This window comes from Archangium minus, from assembly GCF_044360475.1.
GTDB classification, from domain to species: Bacteria; Myxococcota; Myxococcia; order Myxococcales; family Myxococcaceae; genus Archangium; species Archangium minus.
Map to the genome: position 1 here is coordinate 2,563,241 of NZ_CP043494.1, position 21,972 is coordinate 2,585,212.

At 67.1% G+C, this 21,972-nt stretch carries 20 protein-coding genes and 1 pseudogene; 16 read left to right on the plus strand and 5 right to left on the minus strand.

Annotated features, from left to right (window positions below):
• Nucleotides 1-34: 34 nt before the first annotated feature.
• On the plus strand, nt 35-1,387 hold the full coding sequence (locus tag F0U60_RS10490; protein ID WP_395817431.1) for a hypothetical protein: 1,353 nt from the start codon (nt 35-37) through the stop codon (nt 1,385-1,387).
• On the plus strand, nt 1,384-1,743 hold the full coding sequence (locus tag F0U60_RS10495) for a hypothetical protein (RefSeq protein WP_395817435.1): 360 nt from the start codon (nt 1,384-1,386) through the stop codon (nt 1,741-1,743). Before F0U60_RS10490 ends, F0U60_RS10495 begins: the two co-directional genes overlap by 4 nt.
• On the opposite strand, the gene F0U60_RS10500 is transcribed toward F0U60_RS10495, so the two are convergent.
• Nucleotides 1,697-2,716: a lipase gene (locus F0U60_RS10500; RefSeq protein ID WP_395817437.1), complete on the minus strand. Its 1,020-nt coding sequence runs from the start codon at nt 2,714-2,716 to the stop codon at nt 1,697-1,699. The two genes, F0U60_RS10495 and F0U60_RS10500, sit on opposite strands and share 47 nt — an antisense overlap.
• Nucleotides 2,717-2,840: 124 nt before the next feature.
• Here F0U60_RS10500 and speD point away from each other — a divergent pair, with 124 nt between their 5' ends.
• The 9 genes from speD (at nt 2,841) to F0U60_RS10545 (ending at nt 12,819) form a co-directional block, all read left to right on the plus strand.
• Entirely contained in the window at nt 2,841-3,167 is a 327-nt protein-coding gene (gene speD, locus F0U60_RS10505; RefSeq protein WP_395817440.1) for an S-adenosylmethionine decarboxylase, read from the plus strand.
• On the plus strand, nt 3,164-5,062 hold the full coding sequence (locus tag F0U60_RS10510; protein WP_395817443.1) for a DUF4178 domain-containing protein: 1,899 nt from the start codon (nt 3,164-3,166) through the stop codon (nt 5,060-5,062). Before speD ends, F0U60_RS10510 begins: the two co-directional genes overlap by 4 nt.
• Nucleotides 5,063-5,074: 12 nt before the next feature.
• Nucleotides 5,075-5,224: a hypothetical protein gene (locus tag F0U60_RS10515; protein WP_395817446.1), complete on the plus strand. Its 150-nt coding sequence runs from the start codon at nt 5,075-5,077 to the stop codon at nt 5,222-5,224.
• Nucleotides 5,225-5,229: 5 nt separating this feature from the next.
• Nucleotides 5,230-5,457 carry a DUF350 domain-containing protein gene (locus tag F0U60_RS10520; protein WP_395825166.1) on the plus strand — a complete coding sequence of 76 codons (228 nt, stop codon included), beginning with the start codon at nt 5,230-5,232 and terminating at the stop codon, nt 5,455-5,457.
• A 25-nt stretch (nt 5,458-5,482) separates the two neighbouring features.
• Nucleotides 5,483-6,979, plus strand: a complete 1,497-nt coding sequence (locus tag F0U60_RS10525) for a polyamine aminopropyltransferase (protein ID WP_395817449.1) — start codon at nt 5,483-5,485, stop codon at nt 6,977-6,979.
• Nucleotides 6,970-8,610 (plus strand): FAD-dependent oxidoreductase, encoded by a 1,641-nt coding sequence (locus F0U60_RS10530; RefSeq protein ID WP_395817452.1) that lies wholly within the window; start codon nt 6,970-6,972, stop codon nt 8,608-8,610. Before F0U60_RS10525 ends, F0U60_RS10530 begins: the two co-directional genes overlap by 10 nt.
• A gap of 193 nt (nt 8,611-8,803) precedes the next feature.
• Nucleotides 8,804-9,766 (plus strand): Circumsporozoite protein, encoded by a 963-nt coding sequence (locus tag F0U60_RS10535; protein WP_395817455.1) that lies wholly within the window; start codon nt 8,804-8,806, stop codon nt 9,764-9,766.
• A 50-nt stretch (nt 9,767-9,816) separates the two neighbouring features.
• Nucleotides 9,817-11,007, plus strand: coding sequence for a tetratricopeptide repeat protein (locus F0U60_RS10540; RefSeq protein WP_395817459.1), 1,191 nt, complete (start codon nt 9,817-9,819; stop codon nt 11,005-11,007).
• A gap of 129 nt (nt 11,008-11,136) precedes the next feature.
• Nucleotides 11,137-12,819, plus strand: coding sequence for a DUF4215 domain-containing protein (locus tag F0U60_RS10545; protein ID WP_395817462.1), 1,683 nt, complete (start codon nt 11,137-11,139; stop codon nt 12,817-12,819).
• 66 nt (nt 12,820-12,885) lie between these two features.
• Here F0U60_RS10545 and F0U60_RS10550 read toward each other — a convergent pair whose 3' ends face one another.
• A complete protein-coding gene (locus tag F0U60_RS10550) occupies nt 12,886-14,220 on the minus strand; it encodes a hypothetical protein (protein ID WP_395817465.1) in 1,335 nt (444 codons plus the stop codon).
• Nucleotides 14,221-14,460: 240 nt separating this feature from the next.
• Between F0U60_RS10550 and F0U60_RS10555 the strand changes: the two genes are divergently transcribed.
• Nucleotides 14,461-15,906, plus strand: coding sequence for an ATP-binding protein (locus F0U60_RS10555; RefSeq protein WP_395817468.1), 1,446 nt, complete (start codon nt 14,461-14,463; stop codon nt 15,904-15,906).
• Between the two features lie 162 nt (nt 15,907-16,068).
• Here the strand turns inward: F0U60_RS10555 and F0U60_RS10560 are convergent, their stop codons facing one another.
• Together F0U60_RS10560 and F0U60_RS10565 are read right to left on the minus strand one after the other, a co-directional pair.
• A complete protein-coding gene (locus F0U60_RS10560; RefSeq protein ID WP_395817470.1) occupies nt 16,069-16,638 on the minus strand; it encodes a hypothetical protein in 570 nt (189 codons plus the stop codon).
• 45 nt (nt 16,639-16,683) lie between these two features.
• On the minus strand, nt 16,684-19,062 hold the full coding sequence (locus F0U60_RS10565) for a hypothetical protein (RefSeq protein ID WP_395817473.1): 2,379 nt from the start codon (nt 19,060-19,062) through the stop codon (nt 16,684-16,686).
• Between the two features lie 197 nt (nt 19,063-19,259).
• Here F0U60_RS10565 and F0U60_RS10570 point away from each other — a divergent pair, with 197 nt between their 5' ends.
• Complete coding sequence (locus F0U60_RS10570) at nt 19,260-19,745, plus strand: SMI1/KNR4 family protein (protein WP_395817476.1); 486 nt, start codon at nt 19,260-19,262, stop codon at nt 19,743-19,745.
• On the opposite strand, the gene F0U60_RS10575 is transcribed toward F0U60_RS10570, so the two are convergent.
• Nucleotides 19,742-20,173, minus strand: a complete 432-nt coding sequence (locus F0U60_RS10575; RefSeq protein WP_395817478.1) for an ester cyclase — start codon at nt 20,171-20,173, stop codon at nt 19,742-19,744. The genes F0U60_RS10570 and F0U60_RS10575 overlap by 4 nt on opposite strands.
• Nucleotides 20,174-20,320: 147 nt before the next feature.
• Here F0U60_RS10575 and F0U60_RS10580 point away from each other — a divergent pair, with 147 nt between their 5' ends.
• From F0U60_RS10580 to F0U60_RS10590, 3 genes and pseudogenes are all read left to right on the plus strand, one after another.
• A complete protein-coding gene (locus F0U60_RS10580) occupies nt 20,321-20,971 on the plus strand; it encodes a hypothetical protein (RefSeq protein WP_395817481.1) in 651 nt (216 codons plus the stop codon).
• Between the two features lie 2 nt (nt 20,972-20,973).
• Nucleotides 20,974-21,453 (plus strand): SMI1/KNR4 family protein, encoded by a 480-nt coding sequence (locus F0U60_RS10585; protein ID WP_395817484.1) that lies wholly within the window; start codon nt 20,974-20,976, stop codon nt 21,451-21,453.
• A 20-nt stretch (nt 21,454-21,473) separates the two neighbouring features.
• A pseudogene (locus F0U60_RS10590) lies at nt 21,474-21,966 on the plus strand (SMI1/KNR4 family protein).
• Nucleotides 21,967-21,972: the final 6 nt, after the last annotated feature.

Sequence of the window (21,972 nt, forward strand, 5' to 3'; positions counted from 1 at the left end):
GGGTGAGTGGCCCGGAGCTTCCGTGGGAGTCTCCATGCGACTCGGTTGGATGGCCGTGCTGCTGCTCCTGCTTGTCGGCTGCGGCACCGCCATCCGGGTCGTGCGTCTGGATACGGGACAGGGCAGGCCTCTCGTTTACCCACCACGAGGCAGCCAGGAGCCAGTGACGCTGCGCGAGGGCGAACTCCGGGAGGCGATGGCGGAGTTGGTCCGGGACGTGCGGCCTGTCGCGAGGCCTCTGCGATTTGCTCGAGCGTTGATGTTCGAGTCTTGGCAAGAGGAGGTGCATCTGGAGTGGACGGGCCGGCGGTTGGTGCTCGATTCACCGGAAGCACCGCGGCGGATTCCGGAGCAGGACGGGCTGACGCGCGGCTACGAGCGTTGGTGCGAGCGCGAGCGCCAACCACGGGACTGCCTTTCGCTGTTGAAGGACACACCCTCGCTCGATGCGGATGGGCGGTACACGCTGGCGATGGCCATCGCCGTGGATGCGGTGTGGGATGAGACGAAAGCGGCGCTAACGGAGATGGCGGACCCTGCGGCAGTGCGGGCGAACATCGTGTCCGCGATGGCGATGTACATGATGTTGTGGCTGCTGCCCGAGCCGTTGTCGAAAGGGCTTGCTGCGACGTTGACGGCCGGGCTCATCGCGTATCTGGGAATCGACACGGTGTGGGGACTGATTGGAGGTTGGATACGGCTGGTGGGGGAGGTGAACCAGGCCACGACCTTCGAGCAACTGGGTGCGGCGGGAGAGCGGTACGGCAAGGTCATGGGCAGGCACGCGGCGCGGGCCTTCGTGCTGCTGGCGACTGCGGCCATCGGAAGTACGGCGGGGCTGGCGACGAAGGGGCCAGGGCTGCCCGGCTACTCGCGGGCCGCGGTGTTGGCGGAGACGCAAGGGGGCTTCCGGTTGGCGGCGGTGGGAGAGGTACAAGCGGTAGCGGTCTCCGCCGAGGGTGCTTTCACCATCGCGCTGGCCCCGGGCGCGGTCGCGATGACGGCCCAGAACAAGGGTGATGGTGGAGACTCTCCGCGGAGGACCAGCAGGGAAGGCACTGAGCCCAATACGGGAACCGAAAGCGATGACCTTTCACTCACGCAAAACATTGATGATTCGCTGAGGCCTGGAGGTCGCCTCATTGGTTCAGAAGGAACCAGCGCTCAAATCAGGATTTTGAAGGGTGGATTGAGTGAGGCCCGAGGGCTGTTCGACCGACTCTCGATTGGCGGAACCGTCATCACGGAAACAACCTACCCGGGTACCCTTGTCCGGATTCCTGGTGGGGGCACGATTGGTCTTCGCCCTGCTTCTACTTCGGGTCCGCCTACAATTGACGTCCGCGTCCCTGGAATTGGAATCCGCGAGATCAAATTCGTCCCATGAACATCGACAAGGCACTGGAGGATGCTCGGATGCGCTGGGTCAAGGCCGCTGCCGACAGTGACATCGGCCTCTGGTGGATTGCTGACGACATCCGTCAGCTCATTCCAAGTGCTTCGGAGGATGAGATTCGTCACGAAGCCCTTTGTGCCCTACAGCCATTGCTGAACCAGGGCCTGCTCAGGGCTGTCGAGCTTCTTCCGGGTGGTGCCTACCGCCTCTGGGAGGGCTCCGTGGGCGAGCATCTCGTACGGATCGACTCGGCGTGGGCACGGCTCGGACGCGCCCCCGATATTGGAGACATCGTCTGGTTCATCGGGCCGGAGCGTCGAGCGCCAGGGCCACCATCGTCTCGGTAACGTCGCTCGGGTAGTAGTTGGAGAAGCCGGGCACTCCCGTGAGTGCCGCCTCGGCGTGGTCCATGTCGTCCAACCGCACCACGCGCGAGCCCGGTACCTCCGCGTCCACCGCGTTCACCATCCCATCGCACGCCCATCCGTAGCGCTCGTGCACGTAGGCGCACAATGGCCGCATCAGCGAGCGCCGCGACAGCCGCGACGTCGCCAGTGCCACCGTCGGGATGTCCGCGGGGTAGGGGTGCTGGCGCACGAACTCCATCCGCTTCGCGTACGACAGGTCCTCCACCGAAGCCGCGTCCCCCTGGAACAACGAGGGGAAGGTCACATCCAGCAACCGCCTCAGCGCGGGCGTCGTCACCAAGTCGTTGGCGATGACCGAGCCGCCGAACGGCGCCTGCAACGCCACCACCGCGCGTACGTGGCGGCGCAACTCAGGGTGGAGCGCCAGCGTACTCATGGCCTCCACGCCTCCCTTGCTGTGGCCCACCAGCACCACCGTGCGGCGGAAGTGGATGGCGTCCAGCAGCGCGTCGCGTACCACCTCCACGTTGTCCAGGAGTCGCCCCTCGGTGTCCACCGCCACCTCGCGCGTCTCCAGTCCCCGCTTCTCCAGGCGCCGCTGGTTGTCCTCCAGGTAGCCGGGCATCTCGTCCCCCAGCATCCCCTTCACCAGCAGGTACAGGTGACGCTTTGCCTCGTCTGGCAGCACCGGCTCGCCCTCGCGCACCCGCTGGTGCACCTCGCGGAAGCGGGCGGTGATGTCCGTGGGCGGTGCTGTCTCGGCCTTGAACCACCCGGCCATGCCCGCGCACCCGGGGCCCGAATTGCTCCGGGCCTCGGGCAGTCCACGCAGCGAGCGCAGCATTCGCGCCACCGCGCCCGTGGCGGGCGTCCGGAGGGTGTTGGGGGCGGAGCGCTCGCCGTCGGGCGGGAGGGGAGCGAGGGAGGGTGGAGCGAGATCCTTCTGCGACATACAGCCCCGAAGCGTACCAGGGCCGGGCCTGTCCGTTCTCCAGGCCACAGAAGGGAGGCATCCGTGGTAGAAGGTGGGCGTTCCACGCGGAGGAAGGACGCTGACGACCGGACAGGAATGGCTGGTGGATGCGAGCGGGTGCTCTGCGGAGCGCCTGAAGGACGCGAGTGTACTCGCGGCCCTGTTCGAGGAGCTCATCGTGCTGCTGGAGCTGAAGGTGGTGGGTCAGCCGCAGTGGCACGTCTTCCCGGAGCCGGGCGGCATTACCGGCCTCACGCTGCTGGCGGAGAGTCACCTGGCCATCCACACCTTTCCGGAGCATGGCTTCGCCGCGCTGAATGTCTATTGCTGCCGTCCACGCACGCGCCCGGACTTCGAGGCGCTGCTGGCTCGGCACCTGGGCGCGGCCTCCTGCCGCGTTCGTGAGCTGCCTCGGGGGGTGGGGGCGTGACGCAGGGAAATTGCCCCTCGTGTGGGGCGCCAATCGAGTTCACCGCGGGCACGGCATTGGTGGTGGTGTGCAGCCACTGCCAGACGGTGGTGGCCAAGAAGGGCATCAACCTCGAGGCGCATGGGAAGATTGGCGCCATCGTTGATACCGACTCGCCCTTGCAGCTCAACGTGGAGGGGCGCATTGGCCGGAGCGGCTACCGGCTGGTTGGCCACCTCCAGAAGGACCACGGCGCGGGGCCCTGGGACGAGTGGTACGTGGAGTTTGACGACGGGCGCACCGGCTGGCTCTCCGAGTCCGAGGGCGCCTTCCACCTCCTCATCGCCTCGGGCACTGAGCCGGGGCTGTCGTACGACGACTTCGCGCCCGGCCACCGTTTCAGCCTGCGAGACCACCGGCTGGTGGTGGAGGAGCGCGGGCACGGGCGGGTAGTGGCCGCCGCGGGCCAGCTCCCCAGTGACGTGGACCCAAGCGCGGACAGCTACTACGTGGATGCCACGGGCCCGCGCGGCGTCTTCCTCACACTCGACTTCGGCACGGGGACGAGCGACCCCGAGGTGTACGTCGGCAAGAAGCTGAAGCTGGAGGAGCTGGGTGTTCCTCCGGACCAGTTCCGGCCGAAGGTGAAGAAGGTGTCGCTGCAGCAGGCGCGCTGCACCAACTGCAACGGCCCGCTGGAGCTGCGCGCGCCGGACCGGACGAAGCGCGTGGCGTGCCCCTTCTGCGGCGCGCTGCTGGACGCCACCCAGGGCAAGCTGGCCTTCCTCCAGCTGCTGGAGAAGCCGGACCACGCGCCGCTCATTCCCCTGGGCGCCCGGGGCAAGCTGAAGGACGCCGAGTGGGTGTGCATCGGCTTCCTGGTGCGCTCGTGCGACGTGGAGGGCGTCCGCTACCCGTGGGAGGAGTACCTCCTCTTCAACCGGTCGCACGGCTTCACCTGGCTGATGAACTCCAATGGGCACTGGGTGTTCCTCGAGCCGTTGGATGCGGGCGATGTGGCGGTGGCCGAGGGAGTCGCCGCGCACCTGGAAGGGAAGCGCTACCGCGCCTTCCAGAACGTGACGGCCGTCACCGAGACGGTGCTGGGCGAGTTCTACTGGGAGGTGCAGGCGGGCGAGTACGCGGAGGCGGAGGAGTACGTCGCGCCGCCGTACTCGGTGAACGTGGACCGCACCGAGAACGAGGTGTCGTACACGCGCGGCGAGTACCTTGCGCCCGAGGTGGTGCGGGAGGCGTTCCAGCTGAAGGAGCCCCTGCCCACTCCCCAGGGCATTGCCTCCAGCCAGCCCAACCCGCACTCAAACTCGCCCATCTGGGCGTGGACGGGGATTTGGGGGGCGGCGCTGCTCGCCGTGTTCCTCGTGGTGCACATGATGGCCGCCAAGGAGACGGTGCTGGTTCACGAGGTGAGCCTGCCGCCGGACGTGCGCTCCGGCACGCCCGAGGCCATGCAGTTCAGCCAGCCCTTCGAAATCCACAAGCGCGGCAACGTGCGTGCGGAGCTGCTCTCGTCCGTCAGCAACAACTGGCTGGGCGTGCAGGGGGACCTGGTGAACGAGGAGAGCGGCGAGGTCATCAGCTTCTACGAAGAGGTGAGCTACTACCACGGCAGCGACTCGGGTGAGTCGTGGAGCGAGGGCGGCCAGCGGGAGGAGGAGTACCTGTCCGTGGTGCCTCCAGGGCGCTACGTGCTGCGCACCACGGCGTTCTTCGACGGCCTGTCCCGGGGGCACGACTACAGGGTGACGCTCGTGAGCGACACCCCGCGTTTCATCTGGTTCTTCTGGGCGCTGGTGTTGCTGCTCATCGGGCCCCTGGTGACGTTCTTCCGCTCCTCCAGCTTCGAGTCGGCGCGCTGGGCGGAGAGCAACTTGGGCTCGGGTTCGGATGATTGAGGGAGGGTGTCCATGAAGTACATCGGTGGAGTCATCGTCATCCTCTACGCCCTGATGGCGTTCTCGGGCTGGGAGCCTTTCACCCGCTCGGAGCGGGGCCAGGCGGGCGTGCGTGGCAGCGGAGTTCGCACCAGGACCGGCGGTTTCATGGGAGGGAAGTGATGCTGATGGGTGTGCTGGCAGTGGTGGTGAACGTGGGCAACCTGCTCGCGAGCGTCGTGTACTCGCTGGTGGGCCTGGCAGTGTTCGTCGCGGGCCTGTTCGTGTTCCGGCTCATCATGCCCTTCGACGTGCACAAGGAAATCGAGGTCGACCAGAACACGGCGCTCGGCATTGTCATGGGTTCCTTCATCATCGGCCTGGCCATCATCGTGGCCGCGGCCATCTCGGGCTGACGCCCCGCCGCAGGCAGTACCCGCTTTGAACAAGACGCTCCTCTTCGTCACCGTCCTCGTCATCGCCACGTGTGGGCTCATCTATGAGCTCATCGTCGGCGCGCTCGCCAGCTACCTCCTCGGCGACTCCATCACCCAGTTCTCCACGGTGATTGGCTGCTACCTGTTCGCCATGGGGATTGGCAGCTGGCTGTCGCGCTTCATCGAGCGCGGCGTCCCCCAGCGCTTCGTGGAGATAGAGCTGGGCGTGGCGCTGGTGGGCGGGGCGTGTGCGCCGCTGCTCTTCCTCACCTTCGCCCTCACGGACATGTTCCGGGTGGTGCTGTACGGGTGCGTGCTGGTCATCGGCACGCTGGTGGGGCTGGAGATTCCCCTGCTGCTGCGCATCCTGAAGGACCAGCTCAAGTTCAAGGACCTGGTCAGCCAGGTGCTGACGTTCGACTACCTGGGCGCGCTCGCGGCGAGCATCACCTTCCCGCTGCTCTTCGTGCCGAAGCTGGGGCTGGTGCGCACCTCGCTGCTCTTCGGGTTGCTCAACGCGCTCGTGGGTCTGTGGAGCACGTGGTTGCTGGCGCCGGTGCTGGCCCACCCCAATCGGCTGCGGGTGAAGGCGGTGGTGCTCAGCCTCCTGCTGGTGGTGGGCCTGGTGCTCGGTGACAGGCTGACCAATTTCTCCGAGGAGCACCTCTACGCGGACGAGGTGGTGCACGCGACGAGCTCGCCCTACCAGCGCATCGTCGTAACGCGGGGCAAGCGGGGCTTCTCGCTGTACCTCAACGGCAACCTGCAGTTCTCCAGTGTCGACGAGTACCGCTACCACGAGGCGCTGGTGCACCCGGCCATGGTGCGCGCGGGCAAGGTGGAGCGGGTGCTGGTGCTCGGCGGCGGGGATGGGCTCGCGGCACGGGAAATCCTCCGCTACCCCGAGGTGAAGACGCTCACCTTGGTGGACCTGGATCCCGCGATGACGGAGCTTGCTTCGGGCTACGGCGAGCTGGCCGAGCTCAACGCGCACTCACTGGCGGATCCGCGCATGCGCGTCGTCAATACGGACGCGATGGAGTTCCTCCGCCAGGAGCGCGACACCTGGGACGTCATCGTGGTGGACTTCCCGGATCCGAACAACTTCGCGCTGGGCAAGCTGTACACCACGGGCTTCTACAAGCTGCTGAAGCGGCGGGTGGCCCCGGACGGAGTGGCCGTCATTCAGAGCACCTCGCCTCTCTACGCCCGGCGCTCCTTCTGGTGCGTGGACACCACGCTGAAGGCGGCGGGCTTCTGGACGCTGCCGTACCACGCGCTGGTGCCCTCCTTCGGTGAGTGGGGCTACGTGCTGGTGGCCCACGAGGGCACGCTGCCGCGCCGCCCGCTGCCCGAGGGGCTGCGCTTCCTCACGGACGACACGCACGCCACACTCACCCTGTTCCCCATGGACATGGGGCCGCTGCCGGCGGAGGTGAATCGGCTGAACAACCAGGTGCTCGTCCACTACTACGAGGAGGAGTGGCGGCGGTGGAACTGACGCGGCGGGAGCTCGTTGCCGCGTTCCTCGGCTCGGCGGTGGCGGCCAGCGCATGCCGGAGAACGGGCGCTCGCGAGCTGGTGCCTGGAGCCATCGTGGACCGGGCAGTGGACGTGGGCCACAAGCTGCGAGGTGGCCCGCTGCCACGCGCGGCGGAAACCCAGACGGTGGATGTGTTGGTGGTGGGTGCTGGCGTAGCGGGCCTGAGCGCTGCGTGGCGACTGGCGGCCGCGGGCGTGAAGGACGTGCGGGTGCTGGAGCTGGAGGCGGAGGCGGGAGGCACGGCGCGCTCGGGGCGCAACGAGGTGTCCGCGTACCCGTGGGGCGCGCACTACCTGCCGGCCCCGCTGGTGGACTCCGGGCCGGTGATGCGGCTGCTGCGCGAGATGGGCGTGGTGACGGGCGTGGACGCGCAGGGCTTCCCTACTTTCGAGGAGGAGCTGCTCATCCGCGAGCCCGAGGAGCGCCTCTTCTACAAGGGGGAGTGGTACGAGGGGCTGTACCTGCGTGCTGGAGCGAGCCCCGCGGACCTCGCGGAGCTGGAGCGCTTCGAGGCGCGGATGAATGCCTTCGCGGCGGCGCGTGACGCGAAGGGACGCAAGGCCTTCGCAGTGCCCACGGCGCTCTCCAGTGACGACGCCGAGTGGACGGCGCTCGACCGAGTGACGATGGCGCAGTGGATGGAGGCAGAGGGCTTCCGCTCGCCTCGGCTGCGCTGGCTGGTGGACTACGCGTGCCGGGACGACTACGGCACCACGGCCGAGGGCGTCTCCGCGTGGGCGGGCATCTGGTACTTCGCCGCGCGGCAGGACGGGAAGGGCGAGCGCAGCGAAGGCTTCCTGAGTTGGCCCGAGGGCAACGGCCGGCTGGTGAATCAACTGATGTCCTCGCTGCCTCCGGGACAGGTGGAGCGGGATGTGCTGGTGCACACGGTGGAGCCTGTGGAGGGCGGCTGCCGGGTGGACGCGGTGGAGGCGGGCACGGGGAAGCCTCGGGCGTACCGGGCGCGGCAGGTGGTGCTGGCGTGCCCGCGCTTCGTTGCGGGGTACGTGGTGGCGCCGTGGCGGCAGAAGCGCCCCGAGTGGCTGGGCGCCTTCCAGTACGGGCCGTGGGTGGTGGCGAACCTGACGCTCTCCGAGTCGCCCATGTCCTTTGGCTTCCCGCAGGCCTGGGACAATGTCTTCTACGAGAGCCGAAGCCTGGGCTACGTGGTGGCCACGCACCAGCGGTTGCGCATGGTGGAGCACGGCCCCACGGTGCTCACCTGGTACCTGCCCATGGCCGGACTCGACGTGAAGGCCGAGCGACAGAAGGTTCTCTCCGCCGGCTACGCCGAGTGGGAGGGCCTGGTGATGGCAGACCTGATGGCTGCGCACCCAGGTATCGCCGGTCAGGCGCGGCGCCTGGAGGTGATGCGCTGGGGGCACGCCATGGTGCGTCCTTCTCCAGGTTTCATGTGGAGCCCGGCGCGCTTCGCGGCCCAGGAGAGCTTGGGCGACGCGCTGCACTTCGCGCACTCGGACCTGGGTGGCATGGCCCTCTTTGAGGAGGCCAATTGGTTCGGCGTGAAGGCGGCAGAGCGGGCTCTGAAGGGCTTGGGTCGCACGGACTCGAGCTGGCTGGACCCCTGATTCGCGTGGCGCTGCTCTCCCTTTTTTAAGGAAAAAAAGACCGCATGTAACCGCCTGGTCCAGGGCTCCGTACACACGAGCAACCTCGCAGCGACCGACCCGCTGCTGCTCGGAGCCCCCCATGAACTCCCTCTCCTCTCGCCTCAGCTCTCCCCGCCTTTCGCCTTCCCTGTCCCCTGCATCGAAGCCGAACGTGGCTCGTGTGCAGGCCTCGCGGGTGGAGCCTCGCCTCGGTTCGCAGCCCTCCGAGAGGAAGCAGGGTCTCAAGGTGGAGCTTCGCCCGGCGCAGAACACCCTCACTGCGCCGTCCATCGCCCGAGCGGGGACGCTCCAGGGACGGGGGCTGAACGAGCCGCAATCCGCGCTCGACATCCTGAATGGCCGATCCTCCTTTGATGCAGGGGCTGCGCGCTCGAACGTGGCAGGTCAGCGGAGCTCCGCTGCGGCGGCCCCGACCCGCTCGTACGCGGCCGGAGATGTCGAGACGGACTCGTACGTGGAGGGTCCCTCGTTCGATGTGAACCTCGACGCGAACGCGGAGCTCACTCAGGAAGGACTCGAAGTGGGGGTCACCGTCGAGGTTGACGCCACGGCGGCGGAGGCCGGGGCCAGTGCCAACCAGACCTACGAGTTCGAGGTCGGCGGCGAGACGTACACCGTGGAGGTGGATCTCTCGGCGATGATCGAGGCCGGTGTCCATGGGGAGATCAACATCTCCCTGGTGGTGGGCACGGATGGAACGGTGTCCATCAACGCCTCGGCGGAGGGGTTCGCGGGCGTACAGGCCAGCATCTCGGGCTCCATCGAGCTCAAGCATGAGGGAGATGTGCTCGCCGAGGGCAGCATCACCGCCAGCGCGACCGCGGGCGTGGCGGGCAGCGCGAACTTCGACATTGGCACGGGAGAAAACGGTTCCATCGAGTTCGAGGCAGGCGTGGAGGTCGTTGCCGGCGTTGGCGTGGGTGTGGAGGTGGAGGGTTCCATCAACCCTGGCAACATCCTCGAGGCCCTCGTCGAGACGGCCGCGGGGCTCGGCGTGGAGTTCGTGGGGGACGTGGCCGAGAGTGTCATCGAAGCAGCCGAGGATCTGGGCGAGGTGATCGGCGACGTGGCGGAGAACGTGGGGGACTTCCTCGAGGACATCTACCCCTTCTGAATCCCCTCACATCCCTCCTGCTCTCCAACGCCATGAACGTCTCCCACTCCATGAACGCCTCCAACGCTATGACCGTCTCCAAGCTGGCCGCCTCCGCCGTGCGACTCATGAAGCAGGGCCTCCTCAAGGAGGCGGCTCGCGACTTCGAGAAGGCGCTCGAACAGAACCCCTCCGATGCCGGCGCGCTGCTGGGCCTGGCTCGCCTGCGACTCGCGCAATACGACGACACGGCGGCGCGTACCCTTCTCCAGCGGCTGGTGAAGCTGCATCCCACGCACCCCGAGGCCCTCAGCCACCTGGCGCGGCTCGAGGCCGAGGCGGGCAACTCGCGCGCGCTGGAACTGCTCGGTGCCCTGGCCTCCCAACCCAAGGCGGGCTTCTTCGAGATTCTCAACCACGGCCGGGCCCTGCTGACGGCCCACCAGTACGTCGCCGCGGAGCGCGAGCTGGCGCGCGCCTTGCGGTTGCAGCCGGGCCTCACCCAGGTGCTCACCTACCTGGGCATGGCGCTCCAGGGTCAGAAGCGTCTGGACGAGGCGCTCAAGTGCTACCAGGACGCCGCGGGGAACTCCCGCACGGAGCACCTGCCGCTGCTGCTGGCGGCGCGGGTGCAGGTGATGCAGGGAAAGCTGGGCCCGGCGATGATGAACCTGCGTCAGGCGCTCCTGCGTGCGCCGCGCGAGCCGAGCCTCCACCGCGAGTTCGTCACGGTCTGCCTCGCGGCGGGTGCTCCCGAGGAGGCGGTCCGGTCCGCCATTGAGCTGCGCCTGCTGTTGCCCCAGAGCGCGGACGCCATCTACCTGCACGGCATCTCCCTGCTGATGGCGGGAAAGAACGAGGATGCCGAGCGCAACCTCCGGCAGGCGCTCGAGCGTGTTCCGGGCTCCACGGACGTCCGGTTGGCACTGGCGAAGCTGCGCCGCAGGCAGGGGGATGATGCCGGGGCCCAGCGCCTGCTGGAGGAGGCCGTGAAGCTGGCTCCCGAAGAGGTGGGGCCGGCCAATGACCTGGCGGTGCTGCACCTGTCGCGTCCGGGTGGAGCGGCCGCGGCGCGCGCCGTGCTGGCGAAGGCCCTGGCCCGTCACCCGGACGACCTGGGCGTGCACCTCAACCTGGCGCTCGCGCTGGCGGACAGCGATGCATCGAAGGCGCTCACGCACGCGCGGCGAGCCCAGGCCAGCACGGAGCGCCAAGTCCGCGAGCAGGCGGCTCGTCTGGTGGCGGCTCTCTCCTCGCGGTGAGTCAACGGGATGCGGTGCGGCACGCTTCAAGCGGGCCGGCAACCGGGCCGGCCCCTCCCCATGTAACCACGTGTAGCCGCAGTGGGGCGGATTGACACTCCGGGCCTGGCACTCTCAGCATTCGCTCTCATGTCCATCCGTCCTTCCCGATCGCGGCTCGTGAGTTTCGTGCTCGCCTCTCTTCTCGTTTCGTTCGTGTCATGTGGAGGTGGCGACAAAAACCCGCCCGGAGGAAATGACAGCCAGTGCGGCGACGGCGTGAAACAGGACACGGAGGCCTGTGACGACGGCAACACGACGAGCGGCGATGGGTGTACGGCGCTCTGCAACGAGGTTGAGCAGGGGTGGGCATGCGTCGAGCCGGGCAAGGCCTGCACGCAGGGTCACGATTGTGGCAACGGTACCGTGGTCGCGGGCGAGACCTGCGACGACCGGAACAAGACCGATGGCGATGGTTGCTCGGCCTTCTGCTTCACGGAGCCCGGCTGGGCCTGCATGCCGACCGGCGGTCGCTGCTGGGCTGCTGAGTGTGGTGACTCGATCCTCGCGGGTGACGAGGAGTGCGACGATAGCAACGCGGCGGCGGGAGACGGCTGCAGTGCCACGTGTCGCCTCGAGTTCGGGTACAAGTGTGAGCAGCCCGGTCAGCCCTGCACCCCCATTGTCTGCGGCGACAAGCTGATTGAGGGAGCCGAGCAGTGCGACGACGGCAACAACAACATGGGCGATGGGTGCTCGCCCCTGTGCCAGCGAGAGCCCCGGTGCTCCAATGGCGTCTGTCAGGCCGTGTGCGGGGATGGCGTGATGCTCCCCGGCGACACGACCGAGCAGTGCGATGACGGAAACACCCGCGCCCATGATGGCTGCTCTCCGACGTGTCAGATTGAGGAGGGCTTCTCCTGCGAGTTCGTCGAGAGCGCCCTCCCGCCGAGTGTGGAGATTCCCATCGTCTACCGCGACTTCATGGGCATTGGCTTCTACCCGTCCACCGGCCACATCGACTTCGAGAACGCCAACGGCGCGGAGAAGGGCATCGTCGCCACCACGCTGGGTCCGGATGGCAAGCCCGTCTATGCGAAGGAGGGCGTCAGCTCCAACACCACCCATGGCAAGGCCGCGTTCGACCAGTGGTACAGGGACACGCCGAACGTCAACAAGACGGTGGTCGGTACGTTGAAGCTCGACCTTCAGGCCGACAAGGGCTCGTACCTCTTCGATAGCCAGAGCTTCTTCCCGCTCGACAACGCGGGTTGGGTGGCGTCGGGCCAGGAGAGCAAGCGCAACGACGCCAACGGAGTTGCTCACAACTTCAACTTCACGAGCGAGGCCCGCTACTGGTTCCAGTACGAGGGCGACGAGGTGCTCTCCTTCCGGGGCGATGATGATGTCTGGGTGTTCATCAATGGCCGCCTGGCGCTCGACCTCGGCGGCGTCCATAACCCGGAGTCGGGGACCATCACCCTCTCCCAGAAAGCAGGGGAGCTCGGCCTCTCTGTGGGCAAGATCTACGAGGTTGTCGTGTTCCAGGCGGAGCGCCACACCTCGGGCTCCTCGTACCAGCTCACGCTCAACAACTTCGCCACGCGCCGCTCCGTGTGCACGTCCGCCTGCGGCAATGGCAAGGTGGATGAGGGCGAGCAGTGCGATGACGGCGTGAACGATGGCGGCTACGGGCAGTGCGCCCCGAGCTGCGTGTTCGCTCCCCGCTGCGGCGATAGGGTCCACCACCCGGACTACGGCGAGGAGTGCGACGACGGGAACAACACCAACTACGACGGCTGCAGCGCGACCTGCAAGAGCGAGATCCGCTGAGCAGTCCCTCTGGGGCGCGCCACTTCAGGCGCGCCCCAGGGGAGCCAAGCCCCGCCCTTCAGCGTGTCAGGGCTTGATGACCGCGAGCCGGCTCCACGTCATGTCGGTTCCAGCGACGCAGTCCGGTCCATTCGGATCCTTCTTGATCCAACCGCCGCTCACGTCCCGCGACTGGTAGCCGATCCTTGCCCCACCATCCCGGGTGAGCACGAGCGAGGGCGTGTGCAGGAACCACGTGCCGACGGTGCAGTTCTCGTAGAGGAAGATCTCGTCCGCCTTCATGTTGTTCGCGGCCTCGACCACCTGGGGCGTCCACTTCGCATCGGTCGCCGTGCAGTTCGTCGCGTCGCAGCTCGCGAGCATGATGTTGTAGTCGAGCGAGTAGACGGCGCGGGGGTGTCCCTGCGCATCGAGCGCGAGATCCACTCCGTCGGTGATCTCCGCGTTCTCGCTTACGAGCTGCCGGGTCCAGTTCTGATCCCCGGTCTTGCACTGCTGATCACAGGACATGTAGAGGAGCTGCTTCTTCGAGCCCGCGCCCGCGGCGAGGACGAGGAGCCGAGGCGCTCCGCTGGAGGTGAGGTCGAGGGAGATCGACGGCTTGAGCGTCACCGCCTCGTTCTCGTCCGCGTAGGCCTCCACGAGCGCGACGCCCTCCCAGGCGTCATCCTGGGTGCAGTCGCCGTGGCACTCGACGTAGGTGCCGTAGTCCCTGAAGCCCACGCTCGCGTCGGGGAGGCGCACGATGGTGCCCAGACGGGGCTGGCCCTCCGCGTTGAAGCGGAGCCGGGTCCGATGCCAGATCTGCTCGGCGATGGGGTACGCCTTCCACGCGCTCGGATCATGGCAGTTCGTGTCGCAGGTGACGTACTCGGTCCGCGGCTCGCCCTGGCCGATGCCGGCATATGTGATGTGGGTGTGGAGCAGGAAGCGCGGCCGGCCCTGGGGATCGAGCGCGAACGCCGGCCCCGTCACTTCCTTCTTTCCACTGTGCTCGATGATCGGCGTCACCTTCCAGCCGCTCTGGTCGGTGCAATTGCTGTCACACGAGGCGTAGTACACCTTGGCGTACGCGGACATCAGCACGCGAGGTTTGCCCTGCGCGTTGAGCGTGAGCGCCACGTTGGCGACCGTTCCCTCGGTTTCAAAGCGCACGACCGAAATGTCCGACGCGCGCTGGCAGCCGTTCGCGCAATAGGCGTAATACGCGCCGCCTCCCGCATACGTGGGGTAGACTGTGTGCACTCCCCCCGCGCCATCCACCGCGAGCGAGGGGGCCGCGGTGTTGTCGCCTGTCTTGGTGGGCAGGAAGAAGTGCGTGGCATCGGTGCTTCCTCCGCCTCCACCTCCTCCGTCCTTGCCACCTCCGCCTCCGCCGGAGCAGGAGCATGCGCTGATCAAGGAGGCCGCGAGAAGAACACCCCAGGAACGTGCAACGGCAAATCGCATTGGATTCCCCCGAAGAAGAGCTAGACAGCGACTTCTGCGGAGGGGCCTAGCACTCCCCCGGGCTGATAGGCCAGCGCCGCGTCATCTTTCACCCGCCCTGGTGGAGCGAGTGTCGCGTCATCTTCTTGGAAGGTGGGCATTCGAGAGAGCTCGCGCGGGAAGAGATGCACGTCCCGAGGTGTTGAGGGCTGGATGAGCCAGGCCCGGAATGGTCGTGCGGAGTGGTTCGAGTTGTCGGAGGAGGGATGGAGGCGCTCCAATCGCGCCCGGCCACTCGGTCAGCTCGTTCGTGAAGCGCTGCAGAACGCCTTCGATCAGAATGCGAGCCGGGTGAAGGTGCGCCTGGCCGAGGACGAGGTCCGCATCGAGGACGATGCGCCCGCGGGACTGGCGCGTGACGAGTTCGCCTTCACCGTCTTCCTCGGGGAGAAGGACACGCCTCCCACGTGGCGGGGACGCAAGGGCCGTGGCTTGAAAGAGATGATCGCCGCGAGCGACCACGCCGAGGTGGAGACGGTGGGGCGCACGCTCGTCTTTGATCACACCGGGCGCCACGTGAAGCCCAACACGCGGTTGGTGGGCACGTGCCTGCGGCTCTTCCGCCGCACGAGTGTCAGCGAGCGCGAGGAGGCTGTCGGGTTGCTGCGCCTCACCATCCCTCCGCCTGGGGTCGAGCTGATCATCAATGGTCGCACGGTGCGGACGCCTCGGGTGAAGGAGTCGCTGGAGGACTGCGTGCTGGAGACGGTGGAGCTGCACCGGGGGGTGGAGCGGTATGTCGAGCGCGCCACTCGGGTGGACCTCTACCACCCGCGCCCTGGTGAGACGCCTCATCTCTTCGAGCTGGGATTGCCGGTGGAGCCGCACCACCTGCCGTGGCACGTCGACGTGCAGCAGCGCATTCCGCTGGCGGCCGAGCGCGATGCCGCGAGAGATGCCTACAAGCGCACGCTGGCGGCCATCCTCCTCGAGTCGCTGGCGCCCGAGCTGAACCGCCAGGAGCTGTCAGGTGCGTGGGTGACGGAGGTTCTCTCGCACTTCACGCTGAGCGAGGACGCGCTCGAGGCCTACGTGGCGAAGGTGCTGCCACCGCGCGCGGTGCTGTCGGTGGATGCGCGGACAGATGACCGGGCGCGCCAGCTCGGGGCGAAGGTGGTGGATCTGCGGGGCATGCCGCTCACGGCGCTGGAGCAGCTCGAGACGATCGTGGAGTCCGCGGACGCATACGTGGAACGGATGGAGGGCCCACCGCGTGACGTCCTGGTGAACCCCGGGCCCCGCGCCGAGCGCTTCGTGGGCATGGTGCGTTGCCTCTCGCGAGAGCTGATCGGGCGGGAAGTGCGCGTGGAGTTCTTCGAGCGCAAGGTGCGTGACCCGAGCGCTCATGTGGACGCGGAGTACGACCGTGAGCGCCGTGTGCTGCGCGTGAACATGCGTGGGCAGGTGCGGCTGGATGATCCGCTGGCGCCGCAGACGCTCGGCATTGTCCTGCATGAGCTGGCGCACGAGGCGGGCGACGAGCACGACTTCGCCTTCATCGACAAGCTGGAGAGCTTCGCCGGCAGGGCGCTGCGCTGTCTGGTGGATCGGCCCGACCTCCTCACTCCTTATGCGAGCCCGAAGAAGCGGGTGGGGTAGTGCTCCCTCTCCCTCTGGGAGAGGGCGGGGGGTGAGGGTATCGAGTGAAACTGGGTTGAATCCCCTGTCCACACTATGGGCCACGGGTTGAAAAGAACGGGCTCGGTTACCCTCACCCCCACCCTCTCCCAAGGGGAGAGGGAGTAGTGGGGCACCCGCTCACTACGGAGTCTGGACGGTACAGCGGCCCTCGGCTCCACGCGTGAGGTCCTCCGCCACCGTGCGCAGTAGGCCCCGTGTCAGTGCCGAGCGCTTCTCCTCTGCCGTCTCCCCCTGCGTGAGCCATTGCGCCACCTTTCCCAGGCTCGCCGCCGTTACTACCTGCAGCCGCACTCCCACCTCCACCACAAGGGCCGCCGTCTCCTCCGGTTCCTCGTCGAGCGTCCACGCCACCCGCTCCAGCTCCAGCGTCTCCGGCCCCGATGCCAGCGGCCTTCCGTCCAACATCCAGCCGCCCGCCTTTGCTGAGTACGCCAGCACCTGCGTCAGCTTGGTCGCGTCCACGCGCGAGGAGAACCACAGCGGCCGGTGGCGCAGCAGCGTCAGCTCCACCTCCAGCCTCCCCGCGAGCCCAAGCCGGATCAGCCTCTCCAACTCGGGTGCTACCAGCGCGAGTGCCTCGGGCCGCACCACCACACGCCGTCCCACCCGCGTCGCCGAGCACGTCACCCGCGGTGCTTCTTCCGCCCCGGCTCGGGACGCGAAGAGGCCCATCGCAGCCACCAGGGCCACGCCGAGCCTCCTCCTCGTGCTCTTTCCGAGCCCCCTCATGGTGTCTCAGAAGGGCCGGACGAAGAACAGCCGCGCTTCGGGGCTGAGGGACGCCCGCTCGTCCGTGCGCCACGCCACGCTCAGGTGCACCGAGTCCCCGAAGTAGAGCTGCGCGCCCACACCCAACCGCGGATCCATCCAGCCCGCCTCTCCCTGGTGCACCGAGCCCACGTCCGCGAAGGCCCCCAGGAAGCCCCATCGGTACTCCGCGCTCGCGAGCAACGAGGCATCTCCTCGGAACTCCTTGAAGGCATAGCCGCGCAGCGCGCTCCACCCGCCCAGGGCTTCCTGCTTCTGCAACGGCAGGTCTTCGCCTCCCGCCACGCGCAAGCGCAGCCGCAGGCCTCCATGACGGCTGGTATTCACGTACAGCGCGCTGTCGCTCACCACCTTCCAGAAGCGGAACTCCTCGTCACCGCCCAGCTCGGGACTACCCACTTCCACCGTCAGCAGGCTGCGCACCGCCGTGCGCTCCGGCCACTCCCAGTCGTTGCGCAGCAGCGACAGCTCGGGGTTGCGGAAGAGCGAGCCCACGTTCTCCGCTCGGCCCGCGTCGCTCGCGTACTCGAGTCGGCCCACCACCGACGCCATCCGCCCCTCGTCCACCGGCGAGTTAGGGAAGGGCGCCGAGTCTCTCCGGAAGAGGGAGAACGGCGGCGAGAAGCTCACCAGCGAGTCATACGTGTCCCGGCGGTACTCCGCGCCCAGCAGCCACTTCGGTCCGAAGCGCCAGGTGGCGAAGCCCGTGTAGCCGCGGCGACGGAAGTACTCCGAGTCCGGACGGTTGAGCAGGGCGGAGTAGATGTACGAGTCGATCGCCCCCATGCGCCACCGGTCGAAGGTGTCCGTGAAGTCGTAGATCTGAACGCCTGCTTCCGCGAGCCGCAACACGGGCACCTGAAGCTTCGCCCCCGCCAGCCAGTTGAGCCGCCGCTGGAATGACGTCCGCTCCGGATCGCCCGGAATCCGCTGGCCTCCCCAGCGCAGCGGAATGGTCAGCGCCGCGTCCAGCCCCAGGTGCACCCGGTTGCGCACGTCCCACAGCTTCATCGAGCCCGACAGGCCAGGCGCGAAGCCTGTCACCTGCGTGTGCATGGGAATCAGGTCCACGTCGAAAGAGGGGTCCCTCGGGCTCACGTGCACCACCACGCGGCGCCCCTGCGTGGTGATGGCGTCCTCCGTCCCGTGCTTCCACCTCCCCGACAGCCCCTCCCAGGACAGCTCGACCTCCTCGTTCCTGGGCTTCCTCTGCCTGCTCCTCTCCTTCTCTTCCTCTGGCCGGTAGCGCCGCACGCCGTCCTCGCCGCGCTCCTCCACGAAGCGCGTGGCTGGCTCGGCGCTCGTCTCCACGTCGCGCAGCGCCAGGAAGGGTAGCTCCGTCTCCAGCCGCTCCTCCGCACGGCGCAGGTCGCTGCGCAGCAGCACGTCGCCGGGCTTGATGCCCAGCACTTCGCGCACTCGCGCTGCCACGTCCTCCTCCACGCCCTGCACCTCCACGGCCTCCACCGTCCCCTCGTCCACCCGCACCACCAACCGCCCGTCCGTTGTCAGCGTGGCCTCGAGGTTCGCGAGCTGGTAGCCCTCATCCCGTATCTCGTCCAACGCGCGCTCCAGCGCCCCGGGCAGACCCCGCCACACGAAGCCCGGGTGGAACTGGCCCTGCTTGTACGAGGCCAGCAGCTGCCTCGGCGGGTACGGCGACGGGCACTCCCGGGTGGTTGCGATGTGCACCCGAGCCTCTCGCGTCTCGATGCGCACCCTCACCGTGGTGTCGTCGTCTTTGTCTTCGCCTTCGTCGAAGGAGTAGGGAGGTAGCCGGAACAGCTCGTCCTGTACGTCCCGCAGCTCGTCCGAGCGCAGTCCTTCAATGTCCACGCTCGCGACGTAGGGCTGCTCTTCCAGTGTCACCACCAGCACGGGCGTCGAGCCCTCCGAGAGCCGCACCGCGGGCGTCACCTTCGCGAACAGCCCCGTGCGCGCCAGTCGCTGGAGGATGAGCGCGGCCTGCTCCGCGGAGATCGGGCCTTGAGCGGGAACGCGGGCCAGCTCGCGCACCACCGGCTCGGGGATGCGCTCGAGTCCCTCAAGCTTCACGTTCGCCAGCGCGCGGTTCTCCCCGTTGATGATCAGCCGCAGCGCGCCGAGCACCTCGGCGTCCGCTTCATCCTCCTCCTCGGCGAGGCAGGGATCTTCCTCGCGTGAGGGAGGCGCTTCGGTGGCGCCCGTGGGCGGTGGCGCCGTGTCCACAGGGGCGGGAGTGGGTGTGGCCGGGGTGTTGGTGTCCACGGCCGGAGTGTTGGAGCCAGCGGTGTCCTGCGCGTTGGCCCCGAGCGAGAGGAAGCAGAGGAGGAGTGCGGTGCGGTTCATGCGGGAGGGGATGAGCACGTAGCGTTCCAGGTCGCCGGGTGCTGCAACTGCGCGAAAACACGAGGTCCGAGCCGTGGCGAGGATGTCATTCCCACATCGTGATGTCGCGGGGTGATGTACTGATGACATCGGAACGAGCACGATCCCGCCTGCTACGACGGTCGGGCTCCCTGGAATACAGTGGGACCGGACCTTCCCTACACGGACAACTGACGATGGCCACGCCCATGAGCCTCCTGCTTGAAGAGGTCTCCCGCGACCACTCCCCACTTCCCCCCGCCACGCCCGAGGAGCTCGACGCGTTCGAGCAGTGGATGGGCTGGAAGCTGGACCCAGACCTTCGGGCTTTCTACCTGCATTGCAATGGCGCGAAGTTGTTCAAGACGTCCACGGACTGTCCGTACTCGATCCGCCCCCTGTCGAGGATCGTCCGGGCGCGCGTGGCTATCTTCGGGAAGCGAAGCGACGATGACGCGCATGGCCCCGCATCGATGTACGCCCTCTGCGACCTGCAGGGGGGCAACTACGTGCTGGTGGACGTGGCCCGTCAAGAGAACGGCAGCTATCCGCTCATTGTCGGCGATCCAAAGGCCTGGCCAGCCTCGGCTGCCAGTGCGCAGATCGCCAGCTCCTTCTCGGACTTCTTGGAGCGGGCCCTGCGGAGCAAGGGGCGCCATGACTGGTTGAAGGGTGTCGCTTAGGTGCCCTGGCCGGGAGCGGGAATTGCCCCGAGCTGGATCATCAGCGTGAGCAGGTCCGGCATGTCCCAGTACTCGACGATCTTTCCGTCCCGGAGCCGGTAGTGGGGGTGGTCGGCGATCTCCATGCGCCGCCCGGTGGCTGGAATGCCCATGAAGTTCCCGACGTGGATGCCGGTCATGGTTATGCGGGGCGCCATGATGTCCTTCTCGAAGACGAAGTCGACGAGGGTGAGCCGGACCTCAGAGAATGCCTCCAGGAAGCCTTTCACGCCCTGCCTGAACCCCTCCAGACCTGACTCTGCTCCGGGAACGGGTGGGTGGGGGACGACGTCGGGCGCGTAGAACCGCTCGAGCTGATCAACCCGGCCCTCGTTGTAAATGGTGGTGATGTACTCCAGATAGAACTCGCGGGCCTGCTTGGCGTTCATGTCGTGTCCCCCTCAACGTTGGATGGTGACGCCATCCTATCGGGTCACACAGCGGGGATGCCGAGTGCCTTGATGCGGCGGTGGAGGTTGCCTCGGTCCACCTGCAGGAGCCAAAAGGGGATGGCGATGACCAGAGGGGGAATTCCCATGAAGCTGGCCGGAGCGGTGGTGCTGTGGGTGTTCCTCACCGGGTGTGGCTCAGCCAACCTCGGAACCAAACCCACTCCATCTCCCGGGGCCAAGCCCGCAGTGAAGAAGGAACTGCCCTGGCTGACGGTGCCGGGCGGGCGGATGAAGACGACCCTTTTCTACGGTCCCTGGCAGTGCCGCCGGGAGTTCATGAATCAATGTCAGATGCAGTGCGCCAGTGAGGGGCACGTGCTCAAGGGCTGCATGTGGCTGGCCGATCTGAAACTCGATTGGGAAGGGAGTCTCTTTGTCTTGCCCGTGGATGTTGAGGCTGGGAGCCGTTACGGCATCTATCACTGCTGCTGCGATTACGCCGAGCTGTCAAAGCTGGCGACACGTACCGAGCGCGACAAATGGGAGGGCCGGAGGAACGCATTCCGGCAGGAGTGGAGCAAGAGGTTCGGGGACTGGCCCGAGGAGACGGGCAAGGCGTGGCCAGGACACCACGTCCGGGACCTCAAGCATGGGGGGAATCCGGTGGACCCCCACAACATCTTCCCCGCGCAGCCGCTCGTTCATGACGTCTACACCAGGGAATACCCCGGCTGTTACGACGGCAAAGCCCCCTGGAATACAGTGGGAGCCGAGCTGCCCTACACGGACAACTGACGATGGCCACGCCCATGCTGCGCCTGCTCGAAGAAGTTTCCCGCGAGCACTTTCCGTATCCGCCCGCCACGCTCGAGGACATCGAGGAGTTCGAGCGGCGGGTGGGCTGGAAGTTGGACCCGGACCTTCGGGCCTTCTACCTGCATTGCAACGGCGCCGAGTTGATTGATCGGCTCCCCGATTCCCCCTACCAGATACTTCCTCTTTCGCAGATCGTCCGGGCTCGGGTGGCCATCTACGGTGAGGATGACGACAAGTGGGGTCCGGCGTCAGTGTATGCCTTCTGCGACGTGCAGGATGGTAACTACCTGCTGGTGGATGTGGCCCGGCAGGAGAATGGCCGCTACCCCGTCATCGACGGCTGGCACGAGGCGTGGCCGGATCCGAACTATTGCGATCAGATCGCCACCTCCTTCTCGGACTTCTTGGCGCGGGCACTGCGTGATGGCCAAGCCTTCTGGTTGAAGGATGAGATCGGCTGAACGGATACCGGACTGAGATGATGGCCACGCCCATGATGCGCCTGCTCGAAGAGGTCTCCCGCGAGCACTTCCCGCATCCGCCCGCAGCGCCCGAGGAGATCGAAGCATTCGAGCAGCGGATGGGCTGGATGCTGGACCCGGATCTCCGGGCTTTCTACCTGCATTGCAACGGCGCGCGGTTGTTCAAGACACCCACGGACTGTCCCTATTGGATCCTTCCTTTGTCGAAGATCGTCCGGGCGCGGGTCGCCATCTTCGGGAAGCGAAACGACGATGACGCGCACGGCCCCTCGTCAATGTATGCCCTCTGCGACGTGCAGGATGGCAACTACGTGCTGGTGGACGTGGCCCATCAAGAAAACGGCCGCTATCCACTCATCGATGGCGACCACGAGGCTTGGCCGGACCCGGCTTACTGCAAGCAGATCTCCCGTTCCTTCTCGGAGTTCTTGGGGGGAGGCACTGCGGAGCAAGGGGCGTCAGTTCTGGTTGAAGAGTGCTGCCTCGCGGTGAGTGCCC